The organism is Thermosynechococcus sp. JY1331 (genome assembly GCF_031583475.1).
Taxonomy (GTDB): Bacteria; Cyanobacteriota; Cyanobacteriia; order Thermosynechococcales; family Thermosynechococcaceae; genus Thermosynechococcus.
Window position 1 is genome coordinate 2,566,709 of the sequence record NZ_CP134180.1, and the last position, 20,358, is coordinate 2,587,066.

Below are 20,358 nucleotides of genomic sequence, written 5' to 3' on the forward strand. Positions count from 1 at the left end.
GAGTCGCCCATGACTGCCCAAGCCTTAACTCATTCTCAACCCGTTCAAACCATTGCCGATCTCGAAGCACTCATTGAGCGCGTCCAAAGGGCACAAACCCAGTATGCTCAGTTTACCCAAGAGCAGGTGGATCACATTTTCCACCAAGCGGCCATGGCGGCCAACCAAGCGCGGATTCCCCTTGCCAAACAAGCCGTTGCCGAAACGGGCATGGGGGTTGTCGAAGATAAAGTCATTAAAAATCACTTTGCCTCGGAATATATCTACAACAAGTACAAACATGAGAAAACCTGCGGCGTAATTGAGGATGATCCCATTTTTGGCATCCAAAAAATTGCTGAACCCGTGGGGATCATTGCCGGTGTGGTGCCGGTGACGAACCCAACTTCGACGACCATCTTTAAGGCCTTGATTGCCCTGAAAACTCGCAATGGCATTATCTTTTCGCCCCATCCCCGAGCAAAGGGCTGTACGGTGGCCGCAGCCAAGGTGGTGTTGGATGCAGCAGTCGCCGCTGGCGCACCCCGCGATATTATTGGCTGGATTGATGAGCCAACCATTGAACTCTCCCAAGTCCTGATGCAGCATCCCCAAATTAAATTGATTTTGGCCACGGGTGGGCCAGGCATGGTGAAGGCCGCCTATTCCTCTGGTCATCCGGCGATCGGGGTCGGGGCGGGCAATACCCCGGTGCTCATTGATGCCACAGCCAATATTCCCACAGCGGTGAGTTCGATTCTCCTCAGTAAATCCTTTGACAATGGCATGATCTGTGCCTCGGAGCAGGCGGTGATTGTCGTTGATGAGATCTATGATGCGGTCAAGGCCGAGTTTCAACGGCGGGGAGGCTACATTCTCTCCCCTGAGGAACGGCAGCGGGTGGCACAACTGCTCCTGAAGGATGGCCGCCTCAATCCTGCGATTGTCGGTCAATCAGCAGCCACTATTGCTGCAATGGCCAATATCCAAGTGCCGCCAGAAACGCGGGTACTCATTGGTGAAGTGAGTGAAGTGGGGTCGCAGGAGCCATTTTCCTATGAGAAACTCTGTCCCGTCTTGGCCTTGTATCGGGCACCCCAGTTCCATAAAGGGGTGGAAATTGCCGCACAGTTGGTGAATTTTGGCGGCATGGGGCACACCTCTGTGCTCTACACCGATCCCCGCAACCAAGATGACATTGCCTACTTCAAATACCGCATGCAGACGGCACGGGTTTTGATTAACACCCCTTCTTCCCAAGGGGCGATCGGGGATTTGTACAACTTCAAGTTGGATCCCTCGCTGACCTTGGGGTGTGGGACGTGGGGCGGTAATGTCACGTCGGAAAATGTCGGTCCCCATCACCTGTTGAATATCAAAACGGTGAGCGATCGCCGCGAAAATATGCTCTGGTTCCGCGTGCCGCCGAAAATTTACTTCAAACCCGGCTGCCTACCCATTGCCTTGCGAGAGCTAGAAGGGAAAAAACGCGCCTTCTTGGTTACCGATAAACCCCTCTTTGACTTGGGGATCACTGACCCGATTGTGCACACCCTCGAAGAACTGGGCATCAAGCACGACATCTTCCATGAAGTGGAGCCAGACCCGACCCTGAGTACGGTGAATCGCGGCCTAGAACTGCTGCGAGACTATCAGCCCGATGTGATTATTGCCGTGGGGGGTGGCTCACCCATGGATGCGGCCAAGGTGATGTGGCTGTTGTATGAGCATCCAGAGGTGGAGTTTGACGGCTTGGCCATGCGCTTCATGGATATTCGCAAGCGGGTGTATCAACTGCCCCCCTTGGGTCAAAAAGCCATGATGGTGGCAATTCCCACGACCTCGGGGACGGGTTCCGAAGTGACGCCCTTTGCAGTGGTTACCGACGATCGCGTGGGGATTAAATACCCCTTGGCGGACTATGCCCTCACGCCCACCATGGCGATTGTGGATCCCGACTTGGTGCTGCACATGCCCAAGAAACTCACGGCCTATGGCGGCATTGATGCCCTAACCCATGCCTTGGAGTCCTATGTATCGGTGCTCTCGACGGAGTTTACTGAGGGACTGGCATTAGAGGCAATCAAACTGCTGTTTACGTACTTACCCCGTGCCTATCGCTTGGGGGCGGCTGACCCAGAAGCTCGCGAGAAAGTTCACTATGCCGCCACGATCGCCGGCATGGCCTTTGCGAATGCCTTCTTGGGGGTTTGCCACTCGATGGCCCACAAACTTGGCTCCACCTTCCATTTGCCCCACGGCCTTGCCAATGCGCTGATGATTTGCCATGTCATCCGCTATAACGCCACGGATGCCCCCCTGAAACAGGCAATCTTCCCGCAGTACAAGTATCCCCAGGCCAAGGAACGCTATGCCCAAATTGCCGACTTTCTTGAATTGGGTGGTAGCACTCCAGAGGAAAAAGTGGCGCGCCTGATTGCCGCTATTGAAGACCTGAAGGCGCAGTTAGAGATTCCAGCCACCATTAAGGAAGCCCTCAACAGTGAGGATCAAGCCTTTTATGAACAGGTGCAAAGCATGGCCGAACTGGCCTTTGACGATCAGTGCACGGGGGCAAATCCTCGCTATCCGCTGATTCAAGACCTGAAGGAGTTGTATATCCTTGCCTATATGGGGTGTCGGCGGGATGCGGCAGCCTACCATCCAGCAGAAGCAGCTTCTGAATGAAGTGGCGTTATATTCCCCCCTTTGGGGCGCCGGGAAAAGTGCAAATGGCGGTGGATCAGTGGTTGTGGCAGTCTAGCGATCGCCCCTGTCTGCGGTTTTACACTTGGTCACCGCCCGCCATCTCCCTTGGCTACAGTCAGCGGCAAATTCCAGAGCACTGGCAACACCTGCCCTGGCAGGGGCAAGCCATCGAACTGGTGCAGCGACCCACGGGGGGGCGGGCTGTTTTGCACCAAGGGGATCTCACCTACAGTCTAGTGGTGTGGGGGTTGGGGCAACGGCGGCGACAGGTTTATACCGATCTGTGTCAATTCCTGAGGGTGGGGTTTGAGCGCCTAGGGTGGCCTCTGCAGTTGGGACAAGACCCCTATTCCTCTCAAGCGCCGATCAATTGCTTTGCCCGAGCCACCGTGGCCGATTTGGTTTTACCTACGGGCGAGAAAGTCATTGGTAGTGCCCAAGCCTGGCGGGGCGATCGCGTCCTGCAGCATGGTTCAATTGTCCTGACCCCTGACCTCGATCTATGGCAGCAGGTATTTGGCAGTGTTCCCCATCGGCAGTCCCTTCCCCCTTTAGAGGTGGTGCAAACGGCTCTCTTGGACGCCTTTGAGGCGCAGTGGCAAGTGAAACTGACCCCGGAACCCTTGAGCGATCGCGAGTGGCAAGAGATTAAGACAACGTCAAACTTGCCCTATGGCTTCCCCCCCTAGGCTATGATTGGCTTGTTGTCTTGGGGATTCACATGGCACGCTGGCTGACTGCGCTTATTTTAACCCTGACGCTTCTCATTACCGGTTGCGCTCCTACCCCGCCCTCTCCCTATGAGCAGGTGCAACAGGAAAGCACTCAGCGCAATGCACCCCCAGCAGTGAGTCGTGAAGCCACCCAAGGCAGTGAATTTAATCGCTTCTTTCCGCCCGAGGGGAATGGCTTTGAGCGCATCTATGTCCAAGAGAAAAAGGGCTTTGCCGAGGCTAAGCTGAAAAAAGAGGGCAAGGAACTAGCGATGCTGGCCATTTCCGATACGATTAGCACCCCTGAGGCTGCCGCCAAGTTTCAAAACAGTACGATGCAGATTGCCGGCTATCCAGCAGTAGAGGTGGGAACCACACAAACGGCCATTCTGGTGGCCAACCGCTATCAGGTGAAGGTACTCTCCCGTGATCCCAGTTTTACCGCCAGCGATCGCCGCGAATGGATTGAAAAATTTGATCTTGCTGGTTTAGCCCAACTTGCCCCCTAAGGAGACCACCGTGAGCGCAGCTATCTACAAAATTGTTGATCAACTCCCCACTGGGGGCATCACCGTTATGGCCCTCAAGTCCTTGGATTTCATCATTCCCGGCCAGTGGCAAAATATCGTTGGTTTTGATAACACGATCCGCCATGTAACTGGAGAAACGGATCCTGCCTTGATCCGCCAAATTGGCGATCGCGCCGTGCGGCTCTTTAATGACAAATCCCAAGGCTATCAGCGGGCACTGTGGCTCTATCAAACCGTGGACAACACCGATGCTCTCTTAGGAGCGGCTGCCCTTGCCAACAAAGTGGGCGAGAAAATTTCCTTCCTCGGCTTCTTGGATAAAATGACGCCCAAGCCAGAGCGGGCGCAGTCCATTGACCTCAGCATTAAGCTGATTGTGGAAATTCTGGCCTTTTGTCAAATCAATGGCATTCCTGGTGACAGCCTCGGCGACTTCCTGCGTGCCCTTGCCGACTACAGTGGTGAATCCCTGATGCGGATGGCCGCCCTCATCTGCTTTGATGGCCTGATTCCCCTAGGGCCTGACTTTCTGCTCAAATGCTTGGGCACACTGCAAAGCTTGCAACCCAATGATCTACAGGAAAACCCCACCTTCAAAGCAATTGGCAGTGTCGTGCCGGGGGGCAATCCCAGCGGTCAATTGGGCTTTATTGTCGAAAGTTTTAATGCCGTGCAGGGGTGGATGCATCAATTTGTCAGCAGCCACGAGTTAACGCCGCAAAAGGTGATCAATAGTCTGCAAAGCTTTATTGAACTCTCGAAGGATAACCTCGACTACTTGGGAGCCTTTTTGGACATGAGCACCAACTACTACTACCATACGGGCGTTCAGACCCTAGCTCGTCGCCTGATTGAGCGAGCAGTTGCTGAGATTTAAGGGAGCTGACACCCTTGGTTTAGGACATTTCCAGCATGCGTTGGATGGGTTTGAGCGCCGCAAGGCGGATGTCTTCTGGTAGTTCAATCTGGGGCTGGCGATCGCGCATACACCAATAGAGCTTTTCGAGGGTATTCAGGCGCATAAAGGGACACTCATTACAATTGCAGGTCTGATCCTGAGGGGGCGCAGGGATAAAGGTTTTCTCTGGGTTGCGCCGCTGCATCTGGTGGAGAATCCCCGGCTCGGTGACAACGATAAAGGTATCGTGATCTTGGCGTTGGCTATAGTTGAGCAAAGCCGTTGTCGAACCAATAAAATCGGCATGGCGGAGTACGGCTTCTTCGCATTCGGGGTGGGCAATCACCTGGGCCGTGGGGTAGGCGGCCTTGAGTTCGAGGATGCGTCGCTCGGAGAAGGTTTCATGGACAATGCAACTGCCGTCCCACAGCACCATCTGCCGTCCGGTTTGTGCCATGACATAGCGGCCAAGGTTGCGATCGGGGGCAAAAATCAGGGGCTGATCCGCAGGCAACTGCTGCACAATTTTCACTGCATTAGAACTGGTGCAAATAATGTCACTCAGGGCTTTGATTTCAGCAGTGCAGTTAATGTAGGAAATCACCCAATGGTCAGGATACTGCGCCTTAAAAGCAGCAAAGGCGTCCGCAGGACAACTGTCTGCCAAAGAACAGCCCGCCGCCAAATCCGGCAGCAACACCAGCTTATCGGGGTTGAGAATCTTGGCGGTTTCGGCCATGAAATGCACCCCAGCAAAAACAATGACATCGGCATTGGTACTGGCGGCCTGCCGCGACAGCCCAAGGGAATCACCAATGTAATCGGCCACATCTTGAATGGCGGGGTCTTGGTAGTAGTGGGCTAGAATCACTGCATTCAGTTCCCGCTTCAGGTCTTGGATGGCCGCAATTAAATCCAACGGCAGGGACGGTTGGGGGGCAGCGAGAGTCGCAAACACAGGCAGTGGGTTCCTTTCGCAATTGGTAACGAGTCTCTCTATTATAGTGATTTTCACCAAAATAGGAATCCCTTAGGCATCATTGGCAACCACTTGCTGCACAACGGTACGGGCACCATAGCTGACACCGGCCGTACCTTCCCCCGGATGCACGGAATCTCCCACTAACCACAGGTGAGGAATCGGGGTGCGGGTGGCCAAGCCAAAGGGGCCAAAGGTGCTCAGGCGTTGACTAATGCCCCCGACAATGCCATCTAGCCGCGCGGTATAGCGCCAGAAGGTGCGGGGGGTCGCCGCTTCACAGTGGACAATGTGCTCAGGCCGCAGATCAAAGAACTCGCCAAGGTGTTCAAGAGCTGTTTGGGTGTATTGCGCCTTCGTGGCCGCGTAGTCTAAATCAGGCTGACGCCAAAAATTCGGTTCAGTAAAGCTGGAGGCAATCAGGGTACGATAGCCCCTGGGGGCACGCCCATCCTGCGGCTGACTGACGGAGACAAAGAGGGAGTTGTTTTCGCCAATGGGGCCTGCAGGATCGTAGAGAAATTGCAAGTGGGGCGGACAGGCTGTGGGAATGGCGGCCTCTTTAACGCCAAGGTAAATTACAAAGGCACCGGCGGCCGGCGGCAGCGTTTTGAGGCGGCGGGCATAGCCAGCGGGAATGGCATCGCCAAGGAGTTGGGGCAGGTTTTGGGCAGGGACATTGGCCACAATGTGATCCGCTGCAACGCGCTGCAAGGTTTTTGTTTTCAGGTTCTCCACTTGGACAGCGACGGCACGCCCCCGCTCGACTTCAATGTGACGCACCAAATGCCGGGTGTAAATTTGACCGCCATCGCGCTGCAAGGCATTGGCGAGTAAATCACTGAGCACCTGCATGCTGCCGTGGAGATGGTAGAGGCCGTGGGGGTCTTGGGACAGACAGAGGGCGGTGGCGGCATAGAGGAGTGCGGTTTCACTGGCATCTACTTGGGAGTAGAGCTTGAGTTGAAGATCCAGAAATTGCCGCAGCCGGCGATCGCCCCCGACACCGCAAAGACGCATCCAATCGGTCACCGTCATCAGGCTAAAGGGCAACGTGAGAAGCGTCTCCGGACGCAGGGCTTGCACCAATTGCCACAGATCAAAGCCATTGCGCGGGGGTAAAATGGGCTGCCGCTGCTGAAATCGCCAACTAATGGCAAAGAGGTGTTCAAGGCCTTGCCAAAACCGCTCACTGTGGGGAAAGTGGCGTTGACGTTCCAGTTGCCAGCGATCGCGATCGCGCCAAACATTGATGGGCGTCATTTCCTGCGGCAGATACACCGCACAGGCAGGATCGCAGGGGGTTGCTGCCGGCAGAGGCATCTCCAATTCAGCAAAAATCGCCGCGTGAATCCCCCCCGGCTCAAGGCCAGCCACTTGGGTGGCGCCAACATCGAAGGTAAAGCCCCGCCGCTGAAATGTGGAGGCACAGCCCCCCAGTTGGGCTGCCTGCTCAAACAGCTGAACCCGATAGCCCCGTCGTGCCAACAATGCCGCTGTGGTCAGACCCCCAATGCCGCCGCCAATGACGACCACCTGCTTTGCCATTTGTATAGTTATGTAAATTACCTGTATCTAGCACTTTAACGACGTTGAGCCAGTGCTGACAAGGAAAACGGCAAGCAACTAGCGCCGCCGCAGCTGAAGCTGCTCATAGACCTGCCGCAGGGACACCCCATGATAGGCAAGGGCAACTAGCGTGTGGTAAAACAAGTCCGCTACCTCACCGGCGATCGCCTCGGGGTCATCGTCTTTGCAGGCCATCACCACTTCTACGGTTTCTTCGCCCAGCTTCTTGAGAATTTTATTATCACCGGCTGTGAACAGGCTGGAAGTGTAGGACTGTAGCTGCGGAAAGTCGCGCCGCTGACAGACCACGTTATACACTTGCGAAAGGGTATCTGCTGGTGGGTCTTCTACCCGTTGTCCGGCCTCCCCATGGCGGTGGAAACAACTGCGCTGCCCCGTGTGGCAAGCGACTTGGCCCACTTGCTCTACTGTTAACAACAGGGCATCACTATCGCAGTCGTAGCGGATACTTTTGACCCACTGGACATGGCCAGAGGTTTCGCCCTTGGGCCACAGTTCTTGGCGCGAACGACTCCAAAACCACGTACGACCGGTTTCAAGGGTTTTCTGTAGCGATTCCCGATTCATCCACGCCAGCATCAACACGGTGCCGTCCAAATAGTCTTGGACAATTGCTGGCACTAAACCCCGTTCATCGTAGCGAATCTCATCGAGGGGGAGGCTAAGGGTAGTGACAGGCATGAATCGTTCGCAGGTCTCAAGAGGGTGACCCGGAGATCACGCCTACCGCAAGCATCCCGTATTGCTGCTTCCTTCCGGACCTGACAAGGTTGAGGCGTTGCGATCGCATGATTCCGAGCCAACTTGTATCCTAGCACACCCCATCGAGGTACATAAATCGCCCTATTAGGAATCTTTATCTCTCGTTTCTTAAAGAAAGTTTATATTAAAGAGGTAACAGCGTAAGATTTGGTAATGCCTATGACCCTTGCTGCACTGATGGTGACGCAGGCTGAGACTCTCCGTGGTCTCTTTCGGACGTTGACGGCAACCAGTTGTCCCTATCGCTATAACTTTCATCTCCATACCATCTGCTCCGATGGGCAACTGACACCGCAGCAAGTGGCGCAACAGGCAATGATCCATGGCCTCAAGGGATTTGCCATTACCGATCACCATGCCCTAGAGGGCTATTTTCAGGCTCGAACCTACGTAGAAGCCTATCCAGGAACGGATCGCCCCCAAGTTTACACGGGCATTGAAATTACGGCTCAACTCTTGGGTACTGAGGTGCATATTCTGGGCTATGGCTTTGACCCCTATGCGCCGATCCTGCATCTCTATGCAATGGGCACTGCCCCCCAAGGGGACTTGGCACAGGCAGAACGGGTGATTGCCGCACTCCATGAAGCAGGAGGCTTGGCGATTTTGGCACACCCGGCGCGCTATCGTTTGCCTGCTGAACAATTGATTCCTGCAGCTGTGGCGCGGGGGATTGATGGGGTGGAAACCTACTACTGTTACAGCAATCCCGATGTGTGGGAACCCACCCCTGAAACAACAGCCCTTGTGCATGCTTTGGCCGTTGAACACCAGTTGCTGGAGACCTGCGGCACGGATACCCATGGCCAAGATATCTTGGTGCGGCGATGACCGTGACTGAAATCCTGATCACCTTAGGGGCGATCGCCATCAGTTGGTTCGTGCTCCGCTGGCTGATCACTGTCCTCAAGGTCACTCTCGGTACGGCGATTAAAATTGCCCTGATTGTTTTCCTGTTGCAACTCTTTTTTGGGATTGGTCCCGATCGCCTGTGGGAGCAAGCACAGTTTCTATGGTCACAGGTGGCGAGTTATTTGCCGATGCCTTCTTTGCCCTCCTCGCAATAATGATAGGTTTCTGCGCCGGTTGAGCTTTGGCGGGCGTCTTTTGTCAGATCGGCCAGAATCCAGTAAACTGACCGGCATCAAGCCCCTTTGCCCCAAGGTCATGACTCAAACAGCATGGTTAGAACTTGTCAAATCCGTCAGTGAGCAGGGGGTTCAGCTACCCGCCAGCGGCCTCAAAATTGGCCGTGCCCCCGATAATGACATTGTCCTCAATGATCTTTCCGTCTCCCGCTACCACGCTTTCTTGGAGTGGCAAGAAGGGAAAGTTCACCTCGTAGATCTCGGCAGTAAAGCGGGCACCCATCTCAATGGCCAACCGGTTGTGCCCAATACCCCCATTCCCCTTGAAGATGGCGACTTGATAACGCTGGGCAACTCTGCTGTGCGCTTTCGCCTCATCTGGCACTACCACGACTATCAACCCCGTACCACTGAGGTCAGCAAAGAGACTGAAGTCCCTGTGATTGAAGTGCGCACCAAAACATGGCAGCAACGCTGGGGGCTACAGGAGCAAACGACGCTTTTAGGCACCCATCCCGCCTGCGATGTGGTGGTGGATACCCCTGAACTTTTGCCCTGCCACTTGAAATTACGCTTTGCGGATCAGCATTTGCAGGTGGTAGATCTCAGTGACCCGCAGCCGGCAATGAATGTGCATTTGGGAATCGGGGAGAGTTATGCCCTGATGGAATTTGTGACGCTGACCTATGTGGGGCAGGAGTTGCCCGATCGCATTGACACAGAGCGTCATGCCGTTGTCTTTAGCCCCGCGACGGAGTTGAGCACAGCAACAGTACTGGCGATTCCTGAGGCCGATGCGACATCCACTGTCCCCGTGAAGACGATTTCGCTGGTGGGATACAACACGTTCACGATTGGCCGCGATCCAAGCAATGATCTGGTGATTGAGCATCCAACGGTGTCCCGTCACCACGCCAAAATTGAGCGCCGCAATGGCGATTTCCTGCTCACGGATCTGGGGTCGAGTAATGGCACGTTTGTCAATGGCCGCGAGGTAGAAGAACCCACACTGCTGCGGGTGGGGGACAGTATTCGCATTGGTAGCGATCGCCTTGTCCTCAATGTTGATGAAACCCTGACCCAATATGCCGAATCGGGTCACATGCGCCTAGATGCCATCAACCTCAGTAAGGTGGTGGGCAAGGGAACGCAAATTCTCCACGATATTTCGCTATCGATCATGCCCAAGGAGTTTGTGGCCATCTTGGGGCCTAGTGGTAGCGGCAAGTCAACGCTCCTCGATGCCCTCAATGGACTGCGGCCAGCAACAACGGGCACGGTACTGGTCAATGGCACAAATTTCTACCGCAACTATCAGGCCTTTCAAGCGCAATTGGGCTATGTACCGCAGAAGAATATCATCCACGAGGAACTGACGATCGCCCAAGCCTTGGAATACGCGGCAAAACTACGCATGCCCCCCGATACAACCCCAGCGGAACGCCAACAGCGGGTGACCGAGGTGTTAACAGAATTGGGACTGAACCATCGTCGCGATGTGCCCATTTCCCGCCTCAGTGGCGGTCAGCAGCGGCGGGTGTGTATTGGTGCCGAATTGCTCACGCAACCCAGTCTCTTCTTCCTCGATGAGGCCACCTCTGGCTTAGATCCGGGCACGGAAGCCGACCTGATGTTTTTGCTGCGGCAGTTGGCGGATCAGGGGCGAACGATTCTGATCATTACCCACGCCACCCAAAATATTCGGGAGTGTGATCTGGTGATCTATCTAGCGGAGGGCGGCCGGCTGGCCTACTTTGGTCCTCCTGATCAACTGCTGCCCTATTTCCGAGCTACCTTTGGCGATCGCTTTAGTGGCATTAAGCTCGAGGATTTTTCTGGCATCTATCGTGCCCTAGACAAAGAGAAAAACCCCAATGCCCCCACTTCGGCAGAACTAGAGGAAGCCTACCGGCGATCGCGCCTCTATCAGGAATATGTGGTCGGGCGACAGCAGGTGCTAGCTCACATGCCCGATGAAAGTCAACGGCGCACCAAGGGCAAATCCCGTCGCAGCAGTGAACCCAAGTCGAAAATCTCCCCTTGGCAACAATTTCTCATTCTCACCCGCCGCAATCTCACAATTCTTGGCCAAGATCGCAGTAACCTGCTGCTGACCCTCTTAATAGCCCCCCTCTTGGGGAGTTTGAGTTTTGTTTCTTGGCAGCGGGATCTCTTTAATCCGGAAACGGGGAATGCGGGTCAAGCCCTGACGATGATTTTTGTCACCAGTCTGATTGCCGTCATGATTGGCGCAATGACAACGATGCGGGAATTGGTTAAGGAGGTGGAGGTTTATCGGCGGGAGCGGATGATTGGCCTGCGGCTGTTGCCCTACATTGGCTCCAAGGGGGCGATCGCCCTTGGGCTAGCTCTTTATCAAGCGGCCACTTACCTTGCGGTGACAAAGCTGGCGGTGGATTTACCGGGAGATTGGGGGGTTACTTTTGCCATGTACGTCACCCTTGCCCTTGCCATTTTTGGCGGTATGGCGATGGGTCTTTTGGTCTCTGCCTTTGCCCCTAGCCAGAACATTGTGCCGCTGCTGGTGCTGATGTTTTTAGTGCCCCAAATTATCTTTAGTGGCGGGATTCAGCCCGTTTCTTCCTTCGGGTTACCGGGGCAGATTATTAACCATCTGACGGTCATTAAGTGGCCCTTTGAGGCGATGGTCAAGCTCACAGGCATCGGGGATGACATTGCCAATGACCCCTGTTGGCGCGAACCAGAGGAGGAACGGGAAAAAATGACCGAGGAGATGCAGCGGGATTTTTGTCTGTGCTATGGTCCCGGTCTCTTTAAGACCTGTAACTTCCCCGGTATCCGCGCCAAGTATGTCCCCGAAGTGGATGAACCCGCACCGCCGCGGCCAGAGTCTCCGGGCGATCCCCCCAATGATCCAGCAGCGCTCCAAGACTATCTGCAACGGCTGCAAGCCTATCAGGCAGCCATGGATGAGTGGGAACTAAAATATTCTGAGTGGAACCGCCAACGCAGTCGTGCCATCAATGAAGCCCAAGGAATTATCAGCCGCTTCCAACGAGATCAAGGCTACATGTTTACCGTAGATGTGCAACGCCATTGGCGCAATCAAGGAATTGTCATTCTAGCGATGCTGGTGGCTTTACCCTTCTGCCAAAAACGCCGTGACTTTAGCCGTTGAGACTCTGCCATTTTCAGGGGTGGGGTTTTAGACCAATTTTTTGAATAATGGAAAAGTTATCCCCCGCCGTTTCCTGTCCCCATGCCTTCTGCCAATCTCTTACTCATTGATGGTCATTCCTTGGCCTTTCGTGCCTACTACGCCTTTAGTAAGGGGCGAGAGGGGGGGTTGCGTACCTCCACGGGGATTCCCACTAGTGTGTGTTTTGGCTTTCTTAAGACGCTCTTGGAGATTCTGGAGCAGCAGCAGCCGGATCATGTGGCCATTGCTTTTGACTTGGGGGAGCCGACATTTCGCCACACAGCCGACGAAAACTACAAGGCGGGGCGGGCAGAAACGCCCGAGGACTTTATTACCGATATTGCCAATTTGCAGGCGTTGCTGCGGGCACTGCGTCTACCCCTGTTGAGTCAGCCGGGCTATGAAGCCGATGATGTGATTGGTACGGTGGCCCATCGCTTGCGACCCCAAGGATGGCGGGTGTCCATTGTCAGTGGCGATCGCGACCTCTTTCAATTGATTGATCGCGAAGGTCAAGTACAGGTCTTGTATCTGGGGAATACCCTTGGCCAACGCAAGCAGGGTCTGGAGGTCTTTGATGCCCTCAAGGTCAAGGAAAAAATGGGGGTTTGGCCCGAGCAAATTGTGGACTATAAAGCCCTCTGTGGCGATGCCAGCGATCGCATTCCCGGTATTAAGGGGATTGGCCCAAAAACAGCGGTGCAGTTACTCAATCAGTACCCCACGCTAGAGGAAATCTACGCCCACATTAATGAGATTACGCCCCCTAGCCTAAGAACGAAGCTGATCAATGGGGAGGCCGATGCCCGCCATTCCCGCACCCTAGCTCAAATTATCCTCGATGTCCCCTTGGAACTGCCCCTAGAGGAACTGCATCTGAGTCCCTTTGAGTGGCTAACGCTGGATCAGCTATTGGATCACTTGGAATTTCGTGCCCTGCGGATGCAACTTCAGGACTGGCACCTCCGCTTGGGGGGGACACTGCCGGATGTAGAGAGCGATGCGGATGCAACATGGTTTTTTGCGCCGACGGATACCCCTGACCCCTTGAATGTGCAACTCATTGAGACGCCAGAGCAACTGCAATGGCTGATCGCCCAGTTAGAAACCTGTACCGATGCGAACCATCCCGTGGCTTGGGACACGGAAACCACGGCCTTGAACCCCCGCGATGCTGCCTTGGTGGGCTTGGGCTGCTGTTGGGGCGCAGCGCCTGATCAGGTGGCCTATCTACCGTTGGGGCACAAAGAGGGGCAGAACCTACCCCTACCAGAGACCCTCGCCGCTTTGCGACCGATTCTTGAGGGCGATCGCTACCCCAAAGTCTTGCAAAATGCCAAGTTTGACCGCTTGGTGCTGCGGTTTCAGGGGATTCAATTACAGGGTGTCGTATTTGACACGATGCTGGCGAGCTATGTGATTAATCCCGAAGCCAGTCACAACCTCAAGGATCTGTGTCAACGCTATCTGCCCCTTCAAGCCCAAACCTACCGTAGTCTGGTGGGCAAAGATCAAACCCTTGCGGATCTCCCCCCTGCGGTGGTAGCGCAATACTGTGGCCTCGATGTCTATACCACCTATCTTCTCAAGGACAAACTAGAGGCCGACTTGCCCCCCCGCCTGCGCCAACTCCTCCTAGAGGTGGAATTGCCCCTCGAACCCATTCTGGCGGAAATGGAAGCCACGGGGATTCGCATTGACAGTGACTATTTGCGGCAACTCTCCCAAGAACTCGAACAGCAACTGGCAGCACTGCAACAACAAGCATGGGATGCCGTGGGACAACCCTTTAACTTGGCCTCCCCCAAGCAACTGAGTGAACTGCTCTTTGGCATTTTGGGGTTAGATACGAAAAAGACCCATAAAACAAAACTGGGCTACTCCACCGATGCCGCAACCCTCGAAAAACTGCGGGGAGATCATCCTGTGATTGAACTCATTTTGAACCATCGCACCCTCGCCAAGCTCAAATCCACCTATGTGGATGTGTTGCCAACCTTGGTGCGTCCGGACACAGGCCGTGTACATACGGAATTCAACCAAGCGGTGACCGCTACGGGGCGCCTTTCCTCCTCTAATCCCAATCTGCAAAATATCCCCATTCGCACCGAGTTTAGTCGGCAAATTCGCCGCGCCTTTATTCCCGAGCCGGGCTGGTTGCTGGTGGCAGCGGACTATTCCCAAATTGAGTTGCGCATCCTTGCTCATCTGAGTCAAGAGCCGGCCCTGCTAGAGGCCTACCAAAAAGGGGAGGATGTCCATCATCTCACAGCTCAGTTTCTCTTAGAAAAAACCGACATTAGTTCCAGCGAGCGACGCTTGGGCAAAATTATTAACTTTGGCGTCATTTACGGGATGGGAGCGCAGCGGTTTGCCCGTGAGGCCGGGGTGAGTGTGGCCGATGCTAAGGTGTTTATTCAGCGGTTTTACGATCGCTATCCACGCGTCTTTGACTATTTGCGGCAAATGGAACGGCTTGCCCTCAGCCAAGGCTATGTGGAAACCATTTTGGGACGGCGGCGCTATTTTGAATTTCAGAGTTCTGAACTGCAAGCCCTGCGGCGCAAGCCTTTAGAGGCGCTAGCCGATGTCGATCCCAGTAAACTAAAAATGAGCAATTACGAGCGGGGACTATTGCGGGCGGCAGCCAATGCCCCGATTCAAGGTTCCAGTGCCGATATTATTAAGTGTGCGATGGTGAAACTGGCTCCCCTACTTTCCCCTGAAGAAGTCCGCCTGCTGCTCCAAGTCCACGATGAATTGGTGTTGGAGATGACCCCTGAGGCGTGGGAACAACTGCAAACTACAATTCCCGAAGTCATGAGTACAGCAGTACCCCTGAGTGTGCCCCTTGCGGTGGACATTTACGCGGCGGCCAACTGGCTGGAGGCCAACTAGGTTTGTTGATGCGGCAGCAACGCCACTGGCAAGTTTATTTCTGGCAAATTCTCCTCTGCCTTGTTTTGGGGGCGATCGCCCTCTCCTTGCCGGCCGACGCCCAAACGATTCGCCCCTACATTGACCGTGCCATGGATCAAATCAGTGAATTCTATCTTGACAATGGGATGCACTTCATTGTCATGGAGCAACACCAAGCCCCGATAGTGTCATTTCTCACCTACGTGGATGTGGGGGGCGTTGATGAACCGGAAGGCCAGACCGGTGTGGCGCACTATCTGGAACACTTGGCCTTTAAGGGCACCCGCCGCATTGGGACGACGGATTATGCCGCTGAAAAAGAAAAACTTGCCCAACTGGATCGCCTCTTTGAGCAACTGCAAGCCACGACGGATGAGCGGCAACGTCAGGCATTGATTACAGAATTTGCCGCTGTGCAGCAGGCTGCCGATCGCTATGTGATTCGCAATCAATATGGCCAAATTGTCCAGCAGGCCGGGGGCGTGGGTCTCAATGCAACCACATCTGCCGATGCCACCCGTTACTTCTACAGTTTTCCCGCCAACAAATTGGAACTGTGGATGTCCCTAGAGTCGGAACGCTTTTTGGAACCCGTCTTTCGCGACTTCTATCAAGAAAAGGAAGTCATCCTTGAGGAGCGGCGGCTACGCACTGAAAATTCCCCCACTGGCCAACTCTTTGAGGCCTTTTTGGCCACCAGCTTTCGTCAGCATCCCTACCGCCGACCCGTCATTGGCTACCGTGAGGATATTCAAAACCTGCGCCGCGCCGATGTGGAACGGTTTTTTCGCCAGTATTACACACCTGACAAAATGACCATGGTGCTTGTCGGAGATGTTGATCCCCAGAAGGTGAAGGAATTGGCCAAGGTTTATTTTAGTCGCTATCCCAAGGGCACGGGCAAAACCACAGCCATTCCCCCCGAACCGCCGCAAACGGAACCTCGGCAGATTACCCTCGAATTGGCCAGTCAACCCCTCTATATTGAAGCCTATCCCTGTCCACCTTTGAGGGATCCCGCGTACCTCACCTATGAAATTTTGACACGTCTCCTCAGTGGCGGTCGCACCTCCCGTCTCTACCGTTCCCTTGTCCTAGAGCAAAAATTAGCCCTCAACGTGCAAGCCTACGTGGGGTTTCCCGGCAATAAATACCCCAATCGCTTTCTCATCTACGGGGCACCGGCACCGGGTCAAACGACGGCTGCCCTTGCGGCAGGTATTGCCCAAGAACTCAAGGCACTGCAAACAACACCCGTGACGGCGGCAGAGCTGGATCGGGTAAAAGCGCAACTGCGGATGGAACTGCTGCAAAACCTAATGTCCAATGAGGGGATGGCCAAACTCTTGGCGGAGTATGCTGTAAAAGGCGGCGGCTGGCAGCAACTCTTTGCCCGTTTAGAGGCCATTAATGACATTACCCCTGCGGACATTCAGCGGGTGGCTCAATCCCTGCAACCCCAGCAGCGGACAGTGGCGCAAATTCAAACCCGTTCATGAAGACCCTTTGGATGGAATGGTTGGGGGCGATCGCCTTCTATACCTGTTTGCCCATTCCCCCTAACTGCCCCATGCAATTGGCGGGAGCTGCCAAGTGGTGTCCTTGGGTCGGGCTATTGCTGGCCGTACTCCTTTGGGGAACCCACCAGTTGCTGGCATTTTTGCACGTTCCCCCCCTCGTGGCCAGTGTCTTGGTTGTGGCACTTTGGCTAGGATTAACTGGGGGATTGCACTTGGATGGTGCCATGGACACGGCCGATGGTTTAGCCGTCAGGGATCAACAACGGCGCCTTGAGGTGATGGCGGACAGCCGCACGGGTGCCTTTGGCGTCATGGCAGGACTCGTCATTTTGCTCTTAAAAGTAGCGGCCTTGAGCAGTTTAGAGAGGGGTCAGGTCTTGGTGTGGGTATTGGTGATCGGGCGCCTTGCTCAGGTGTGGGCGATCGCCCGCTATCCCTATTTGAAACCCCAAGGCACGGGTCAGATCCATAAAGCCAGTTGTACCTTTCCCCGCGATTTTTGGCCGAGTGGTTTACTGGTGCTATTACTCAGCTTCCTGCTGCCGCTTCCCCTCGGGCAATTACTTTTTGGTTTGCTCTTGATTCTCTTGATCCCTGCATGGTTTCAGTGGCAGTTGGGCGGTCACACGGGGGATACTTATGGTGCGGTTGTTGAGTGGACAGAAGCCTTGATGTTGGTTGCCTTCACGGTGGAATCGACCAGTTGATCCGGCAGCGCCACGGCCACGGTGATGATCCCCAAGACCTTGTAGCCAGCCCCCCGTAATACTGCGGCTGCAGTTCGTGCCGTTGTCCCCGTGGTATAAATGTCATCGCACAAAAGGAGCCAGCGCCGTCGCTGCAGCCCCTGCCCTAGGCGAAAGGCATTCTCAAGATTGGCTTGGCGTTCTGTGAGTGAAAGCTGAAACATGGACTGGGTTGCTCTTTGGCGGATTAATCCCACTGGGGCAAGGGGTAGCTCAAGGGCACGGCAAAACCCCTCAGCAATGAGCGCTGCTTGATTAAAGCCCCGGCTCTGCAATTTATGGCGATGGAGGGGAATAGGCACAATCTGCAACGGGAGGCGTTGGGCGATCTTCGCTTCCAACCAACTCAGGGCTAACCATTGGCCAAAGAGGGTACCTAGTTCGGGGTGATTGTTGTATTTCATGGTGGCGATCGCCCGCTTGAGGTCTTGCTGATAATACCCCCAGGGAAAAAGGGGGAGACTGCCCCGCCAGTAGCGTTGGCGTTGGCGCACTTCCCATGACCTCAGCCGCCGTTCACAATCCCTACAGATGGTTTGGGGACTGGCTCGACCACAACAGGGACAGGGCTGCTGAAATAGGAAGGAGGCTAGCGATCGCCACACCAGCACACCCCCTAGGTGCTAACAGTAGGCACTAATATCCTCATGGCACTCATCCGCCAAATAGCAGAGGGCACGGTAGCGCAACAGCATGAGCTCCTCGTAAAGGGGATTGAGGTGGCACAAAGGCGGAATGTGAATATGCCATTTTGCAACCACAATATCGCGTTCAAAGGGACACTGGGCGGGGATCAAGCGGCATAGACGATGCGCTAGCTGGCGATCGTGCACTTCTAGATGCTCTAGCCACTGCCGGACAGGCCACAAAATTGTGCGGAGCATGCGTTGCCCCAACGTCAAAATTGTCATCAACTCAACACCTCAACTCAATCATTGAAGTTGGCAGCGAAAGCTCCCCTTCCTCAACTGTTTAAGAAGGCAATTTCAGTTACTTAAAACCCTCTCTTGAGAAGGGGAAATGTGTCGCTGCATTCGATGGGAAAAAAGTCGTTGCGATTCTGATTTAACAGCTCTTAGCGAGGGGCGAAATCCCAGAAAAATCTCAATGAAAATCGCATCACGATAGACAATCTCCTTGTTTCACAGGGATTTAGTAGTAATGGATACATTATTGAATTTAATGATGACTCTGTACCCATCCCTATTTTAGTGACTCCTGTTGAAGTTGACGATGGGGTTTTCCGAAAAGTTGCCCCTAAGCAACCGTTTTCTTCTCTATCAGTTGTCTGTATAGGATCGCGCAACTGCCCCCAAGACTTTGGCAGTGCCCTTGCCATTTGCCAGCAGCGACCCCTGCGGCTTGCGAGGGGGTAATTATTTTATTACTTAAAAAGAGAAAAGAACTGAGTAGCGCGCCTCCCCCTTCTAAGGTAATCTGCAATTAGAGTTTGGCATTGGGGAGCAACAGCATGTTCAAGAACATATTGATTCCAACAGATCTCCATGATGGTCTCCCCAAACTGACCCACTACCTTGAGGCACTGAAAACAGCGGGTGCTCGCAGGTTGATCTTCTTCCATGCCCGCCCCATTGACGAGGATGGCGATAAGCCTCGGCTGCGGGAAAAAAAGCTGCAACAGGCACGCGAATTACTCAAAATCGATGCCGCAAAAGTTCCAGCGGATCTTAAAGCAGAGGTGATCATCGAAAACCGTCGCCCCGCCGATGCCATTCTGGACACCGTTGAAAAGCATCAAATTGACTTGGTGCTGGCCAGCCGTCCCATTCGCAATCTCTTGGACGAGAAGCTCTTCGGCAGTACAACCATTGAGGTGCTGCAACGGATTAAAGTGCCAGTGATGATTATGCGCCCGCAACTGTTGTGGGTGATGACAACCGCAGAACTGAATCTCCGCTGTCAAAATCTCTTTCGCCACCTACTAGTGCCCTACGACCACAGCCCCTCTGCCCAACACCTTGTTCAAAAACTGCGGGAAGGCGTGCAAAAGCGCGATCAAACGAGCATTGCTGCACTGACCTTCTGCTGGATTATCAGCGATGCCGGCAAAGGGGAACTGGGAGTTGGCGAGCAACGTCCGAAGGCTGAAAAAATTCTTGCCGAGCTAAAGCAAGAATTCACTGGCTATGGCCTGAGCATTGAAACCGAGATTCGCTTTGGTAGTCCGGTGGTCGAAGCACAATTGGCAGCCCACGATCGCGACATCTATGGGATTGCCGTTTCCTCTGGTTCCGTCGGTAAAATTTGGGAATTATCAATCCCTAGCTTTGCCGGAGAGATCATTCGCCGTTGCGTCTTTCCCGTGATCTATTTCCCGCCCGCTGGTCGCTCATTAAAATAAAGATGGGGCAGCAGAACTACCCCAAAGGCATTTCAATTAGGCACTAAAAGTAAAACTTAGCTAATCGTCACTTGGCGGGGTTCCTCAGGCGCGGCGGCCTTTGCTGCTTTTTGCTCCATCATTTCTGAGCGGGCTTCGGCAACCAAGTCTTGGAAAGACTCACTGGCTTCAGCGACAGCCGTCTGTGCCTTTTCATAGGCTTCAAACGCCCACATCAAGCCTGATTTTGCCGCATTGCGAGCTTGCTCTGCCAAGTTGTGACCAGTCATTGAGTCAACGGCACCCACAACGGGGGCAACAGCAACAGCACCCACCCCAAGGGCAAGCACGGTAAGTGGTTCTAAACCAAGTAACAGGGCTTCAAACTCCATTCTGCGGCATC

The 20,358-nt window shown here is 54.3% G+C and carries 17 protein-coding genes and 1 other RNA gene; 11 read left to right on the top strand and 7 right to left on the bottom strand.

Annotation, left to right across the window (positions count from 1 at the left end):
- Positions 1–9: 9 nt before the first annotated feature.
- The 4 genes from adhE to RHJ31_RS12650 are packed head-to-tail and all read left to right on the top strand — an operon-like array spanning position 10 to position 4,808.
- The gene (gene adhE, locus RHJ31_RS12635; protein ID WP_302676830.1) at positions 10–2,667 is read left to right on the top strand and encodes a bifunctional acetaldehyde-CoA/alcohol dehydrogenase; all 2,658 of its coding nucleotides are present in this window, start codon (positions 10–12) and stop codon (positions 2,665–2,667) included.
- Positions 2,664–3,377, top strand: a complete 714-nt coding sequence (locus tag RHJ31_RS12640; protein WP_302676831.1) for a lipoate--protein ligase family protein — start codon at positions 2,664–2,666, stop codon at positions 3,375–3,377. Before adhE ends, RHJ31_RS12640 begins: the two co-directional genes overlap by 4 nt.
- Positions 3,378–3,409: 32 nt before the next feature.
- A complete protein-coding gene (locus RHJ31_RS12645; protein WP_302676832.1) occupies positions 3,410–3,910 on the top strand; it encodes a hypothetical protein in 501 nt (166 codons plus the stop codon).
- Positions 3,911–3,920: 10 nt separating this feature from the next.
- The gene (locus tag RHJ31_RS12650; protein ID WP_302676834.1) at positions 3,921–4,808 is read left to right on the top strand and encodes a hypothetical protein; all 888 of its coding nucleotides are present in this window, start codon (positions 3,921–3,923) and stop codon (positions 4,806–4,808) included.
- Between the two features lie 19 nt (positions 4,809–4,827).
- Here the strand turns inward: RHJ31_RS12650 and nadA are convergent, their stop codons facing one another.
- From nadA to ffs, 4 genes are all read right to left on the bottom strand, one after another.
- Complete coding sequence (nadA, locus tag RHJ31_RS12655; protein WP_286625764.1) at positions 4,828–5,787, bottom strand: quinolinate synthase NadA; 960 nt, start codon at positions 5,785–5,787, stop codon at positions 4,828–4,830.
- Between the two features lie 72 nt (positions 5,788–5,859).
- A complete protein-coding gene (gene crtD, locus RHJ31_RS12660; protein WP_302676835.1) occupies positions 5,860–7,356 on the bottom strand; it encodes a C-3',4' desaturase CrtD in 1,497 nt (498 codons plus the stop codon).
- A 78-nt stretch (positions 7,357–7,434) separates the two neighbouring features.
- Positions 7,435–8,079: a bifunctional phosphoribosyl-AMP cyclohydrolase/phosphoribosyl-ATP diphosphatase HisIE gene (gene hisIE, locus RHJ31_RS12665; RefSeq protein WP_302676836.1), complete on the bottom strand. Its 645-nt coding sequence runs from the start codon at positions 8,077–8,079 to the stop codon at positions 7,435–7,437.
- A 23-nt stretch (positions 8,080–8,102) separates the two neighbouring features.
- Positions 8,103–8,199, bottom strand: an RNA gene (gene ffs / locus RHJ31_RS12670) — signal recognition particle sRNA small type.
- Between the two features lie 120 nt (positions 8,200–8,319).
- Between ffs and RHJ31_RS12675 the strand changes: the two genes are divergently transcribed.
- The 6 genes from RHJ31_RS12675 to cobS all read left to right on the top strand — a co-directional run bounded on the left by RHJ31_RS12675 (position 8,320) and on the right by cobS (position 17,575).
- Complete coding sequence (locus tag RHJ31_RS12675) at positions 8,320–8,991, top strand: PHP domain-containing protein (protein ID WP_302676837.1); 672 nt, start codon at positions 8,320–8,322, stop codon at positions 8,989–8,991.
- A complete protein-coding gene (locus tag RHJ31_RS12680; RefSeq protein WP_206201046.1) occupies positions 8,988–9,227 on the top strand; it encodes a hypothetical protein in 240 nt (79 codons plus the stop codon). Before RHJ31_RS12675 ends, RHJ31_RS12680 begins: the two co-directional genes overlap by 4 nt.
- 100 nt (positions 9,228–9,327) lie before the next feature.
- Positions 9,328–12,408: an FHA domain-containing protein gene (locus tag RHJ31_RS12685; protein WP_302676838.1), complete on the top strand. Its 3,081-nt coding sequence runs from the start codon at positions 9,328–9,330 to the stop codon at positions 12,406–12,408.
- A gap of 81 nt (positions 12,409–12,489) precedes the next feature.
- Positions 12,490–15,327 (top strand): DNA polymerase I, encoded by a 2,838-nt coding sequence (gene polA, locus RHJ31_RS12690; RefSeq protein ID WP_302676839.1) that lies wholly within the window; start codon positions 12,490–12,492, stop codon positions 15,325–15,327.
- An 8-nt stretch (positions 15,328–15,335) separates the two neighbouring features.
- Positions 15,336–16,847: a pitrilysin family protein gene (locus tag RHJ31_RS12695; RefSeq protein ID WP_225901639.1), complete on the top strand. Its 1,512-nt coding sequence runs from the start codon at positions 15,336–15,338 to the stop codon at positions 16,845–16,847.
- Positions 16,844–17,575, top strand: a complete 732-nt coding sequence (gene cobS / locus RHJ31_RS12700) for an adenosylcobinamide-GDP ribazoletransferase (RefSeq protein WP_302676840.1) — start codon at positions 16,844–16,846, stop codon at positions 17,573–17,575. The genes RHJ31_RS12695 and cobS overlap by 4 nt, the downstream gene beginning before the upstream one ends.
- Here cobS and RHJ31_RS12705 read toward each other — a convergent pair.
- Both RHJ31_RS12705 and RHJ31_RS12710 read right to left on the bottom strand, forming a co-directional pair.
- Positions 17,506–18,219, bottom strand: a complete 714-nt coding sequence (locus tag RHJ31_RS12705; protein ID WP_302676842.1) for a ComF family protein — start codon at positions 18,217–18,219, stop codon at positions 17,506–17,508. The genes cobS and RHJ31_RS12705 overlap by 70 nt on opposite strands.
- An 18-nt stretch (positions 18,220–18,237) precedes the next feature.
- The gene (locus RHJ31_RS12710) at positions 18,238–18,525 is read right to left on the bottom strand and encodes a Mo-dependent nitrogenase C-terminal domain-containing protein (protein WP_149820949.1); all 288 of its coding nucleotides are present in this window, start codon (positions 18,523–18,525) and stop codon (positions 18,238–18,240) included.
- A 560-nt stretch (positions 18,526–19,085) separates the two neighbouring features.
- Here RHJ31_RS12710 and RHJ31_RS12715 point away from each other — a divergent pair.
- The gene (locus RHJ31_RS12715; protein WP_302676844.1) at positions 19,086–19,976 is read left to right on the top strand and encodes a universal stress protein; all 891 of its coding nucleotides are present in this window, start codon (positions 19,086–19,088) and stop codon (positions 19,974–19,976) included.
- A 56-nt stretch (positions 19,977–20,032) separates the two neighbouring features.
- Here the strand turns inward: RHJ31_RS12715 and RHJ31_RS12720 are convergent, their stop codons facing one another.
- Complete coding sequence (locus tag RHJ31_RS12720; protein ID WP_190278082.1) at positions 20,033–20,347, bottom strand: DUF5132 domain-containing protein; 315 nt, start codon at positions 20,345–20,347, stop codon at positions 20,033–20,035.
- Positions 20,348–20,358: the final 11 nt, after the last annotated feature.

What these genes read in the sequence shown, in the direction of transcription:
- RHJ31_RS12720 (WP_190278082.1), bottom strand. Translation starts at nt 20,347, where the DNA reads ATGGAGTTTGAAGCCCTGTTACTTGGTTTAGAACCACTTACCGTGCTT.
- RHJ31_RS12645 (WP_302676832.1), top strand. Translation starts at nt 3,410, where the DNA reads ATGGCACGCTGGCTGACTGCGCTTATTTTAACCCTGACGCTTCTCATT.
- RHJ31_RS12715 (WP_302676844.1), top strand. Translation starts at nt 19,086, where the DNA reads ATGTTCAAGAACATATTGATTCCAACAGATCTCCATGATGGTCTCCCC.
- polA (WP_302676839.1), top strand. Translation starts at nt 12,490, where the DNA reads ATGCCTTCTGCCAATCTCTTACTCATTGATGGTCATTCCTTGGCCTTT.
- adhE (WP_302676830.1), top strand. Translation starts at nt 10, where the DNA reads ATGACTGCCCAAGCCTTAACTCATTCTCAACCCGTTCAAACCATTGCC.
- crtD (WP_302676835.1), bottom strand. Translation starts at nt 7,356, where the DNA reads ATGGCAAAGCAGGTGGTCGTCATTGGCGGCGGCATTGGGGGTCTGACC.
- RHJ31_RS12695 (WP_225901639.1), top strand. Translation starts at nt 15,336, where the DNA reads ATGCGGCAGCAACGCCACTGGCAAGTTTATTTCTGGCAAATTCTCCTC.
- cobS (WP_302676840.1), top strand. Translation starts at nt 16,844, where the DNA reads ATGAAGACCCTTTGGATGGAATGGTTGGGGGCGATCGCCTTCTATACC.
- RHJ31_RS12685 (WP_302676838.1), top strand. Translation starts at nt 9,328, where the DNA reads ATGACTCAAACAGCATGGTTAGAACTTGTCAAATCCGTCAGTGAGCAG.
- RHJ31_RS12640 (WP_302676831.1), top strand. Translation starts at nt 2,664, where the DNA reads ATGAAGTGGCGTTATATTCCCCCCTTTGGGGCGCCGGGAAAAGTGCAA.
- RHJ31_RS12680 (WP_206201046.1), top strand. Translation starts at nt 8,988, where the DNA reads ATGACCGTGACTGAAATCCTGATCACCTTAGGGGCGATCGCCATCAGT.
- RHJ31_RS12710 (WP_149820949.1), bottom strand. Translation starts at nt 18,525, where the DNA reads ATGACAATTTTGACGTTGGGGCAACGCATGCTCCGCACAATTTTGTGG.
- hisIE (WP_302676836.1), bottom strand. Translation starts at nt 8,079, where the DNA reads ATGCCTGTCACTACCCTTAGCCTCCCCCTCGATGAGATTCGCTACGAT.
- RHJ31_RS12675 (WP_302676837.1), top strand. Translation starts at nt 8,320, where the DNA reads ATGACCCTTGCTGCACTGATGGTGACGCAGGCTGAGACTCTCCGTGGT.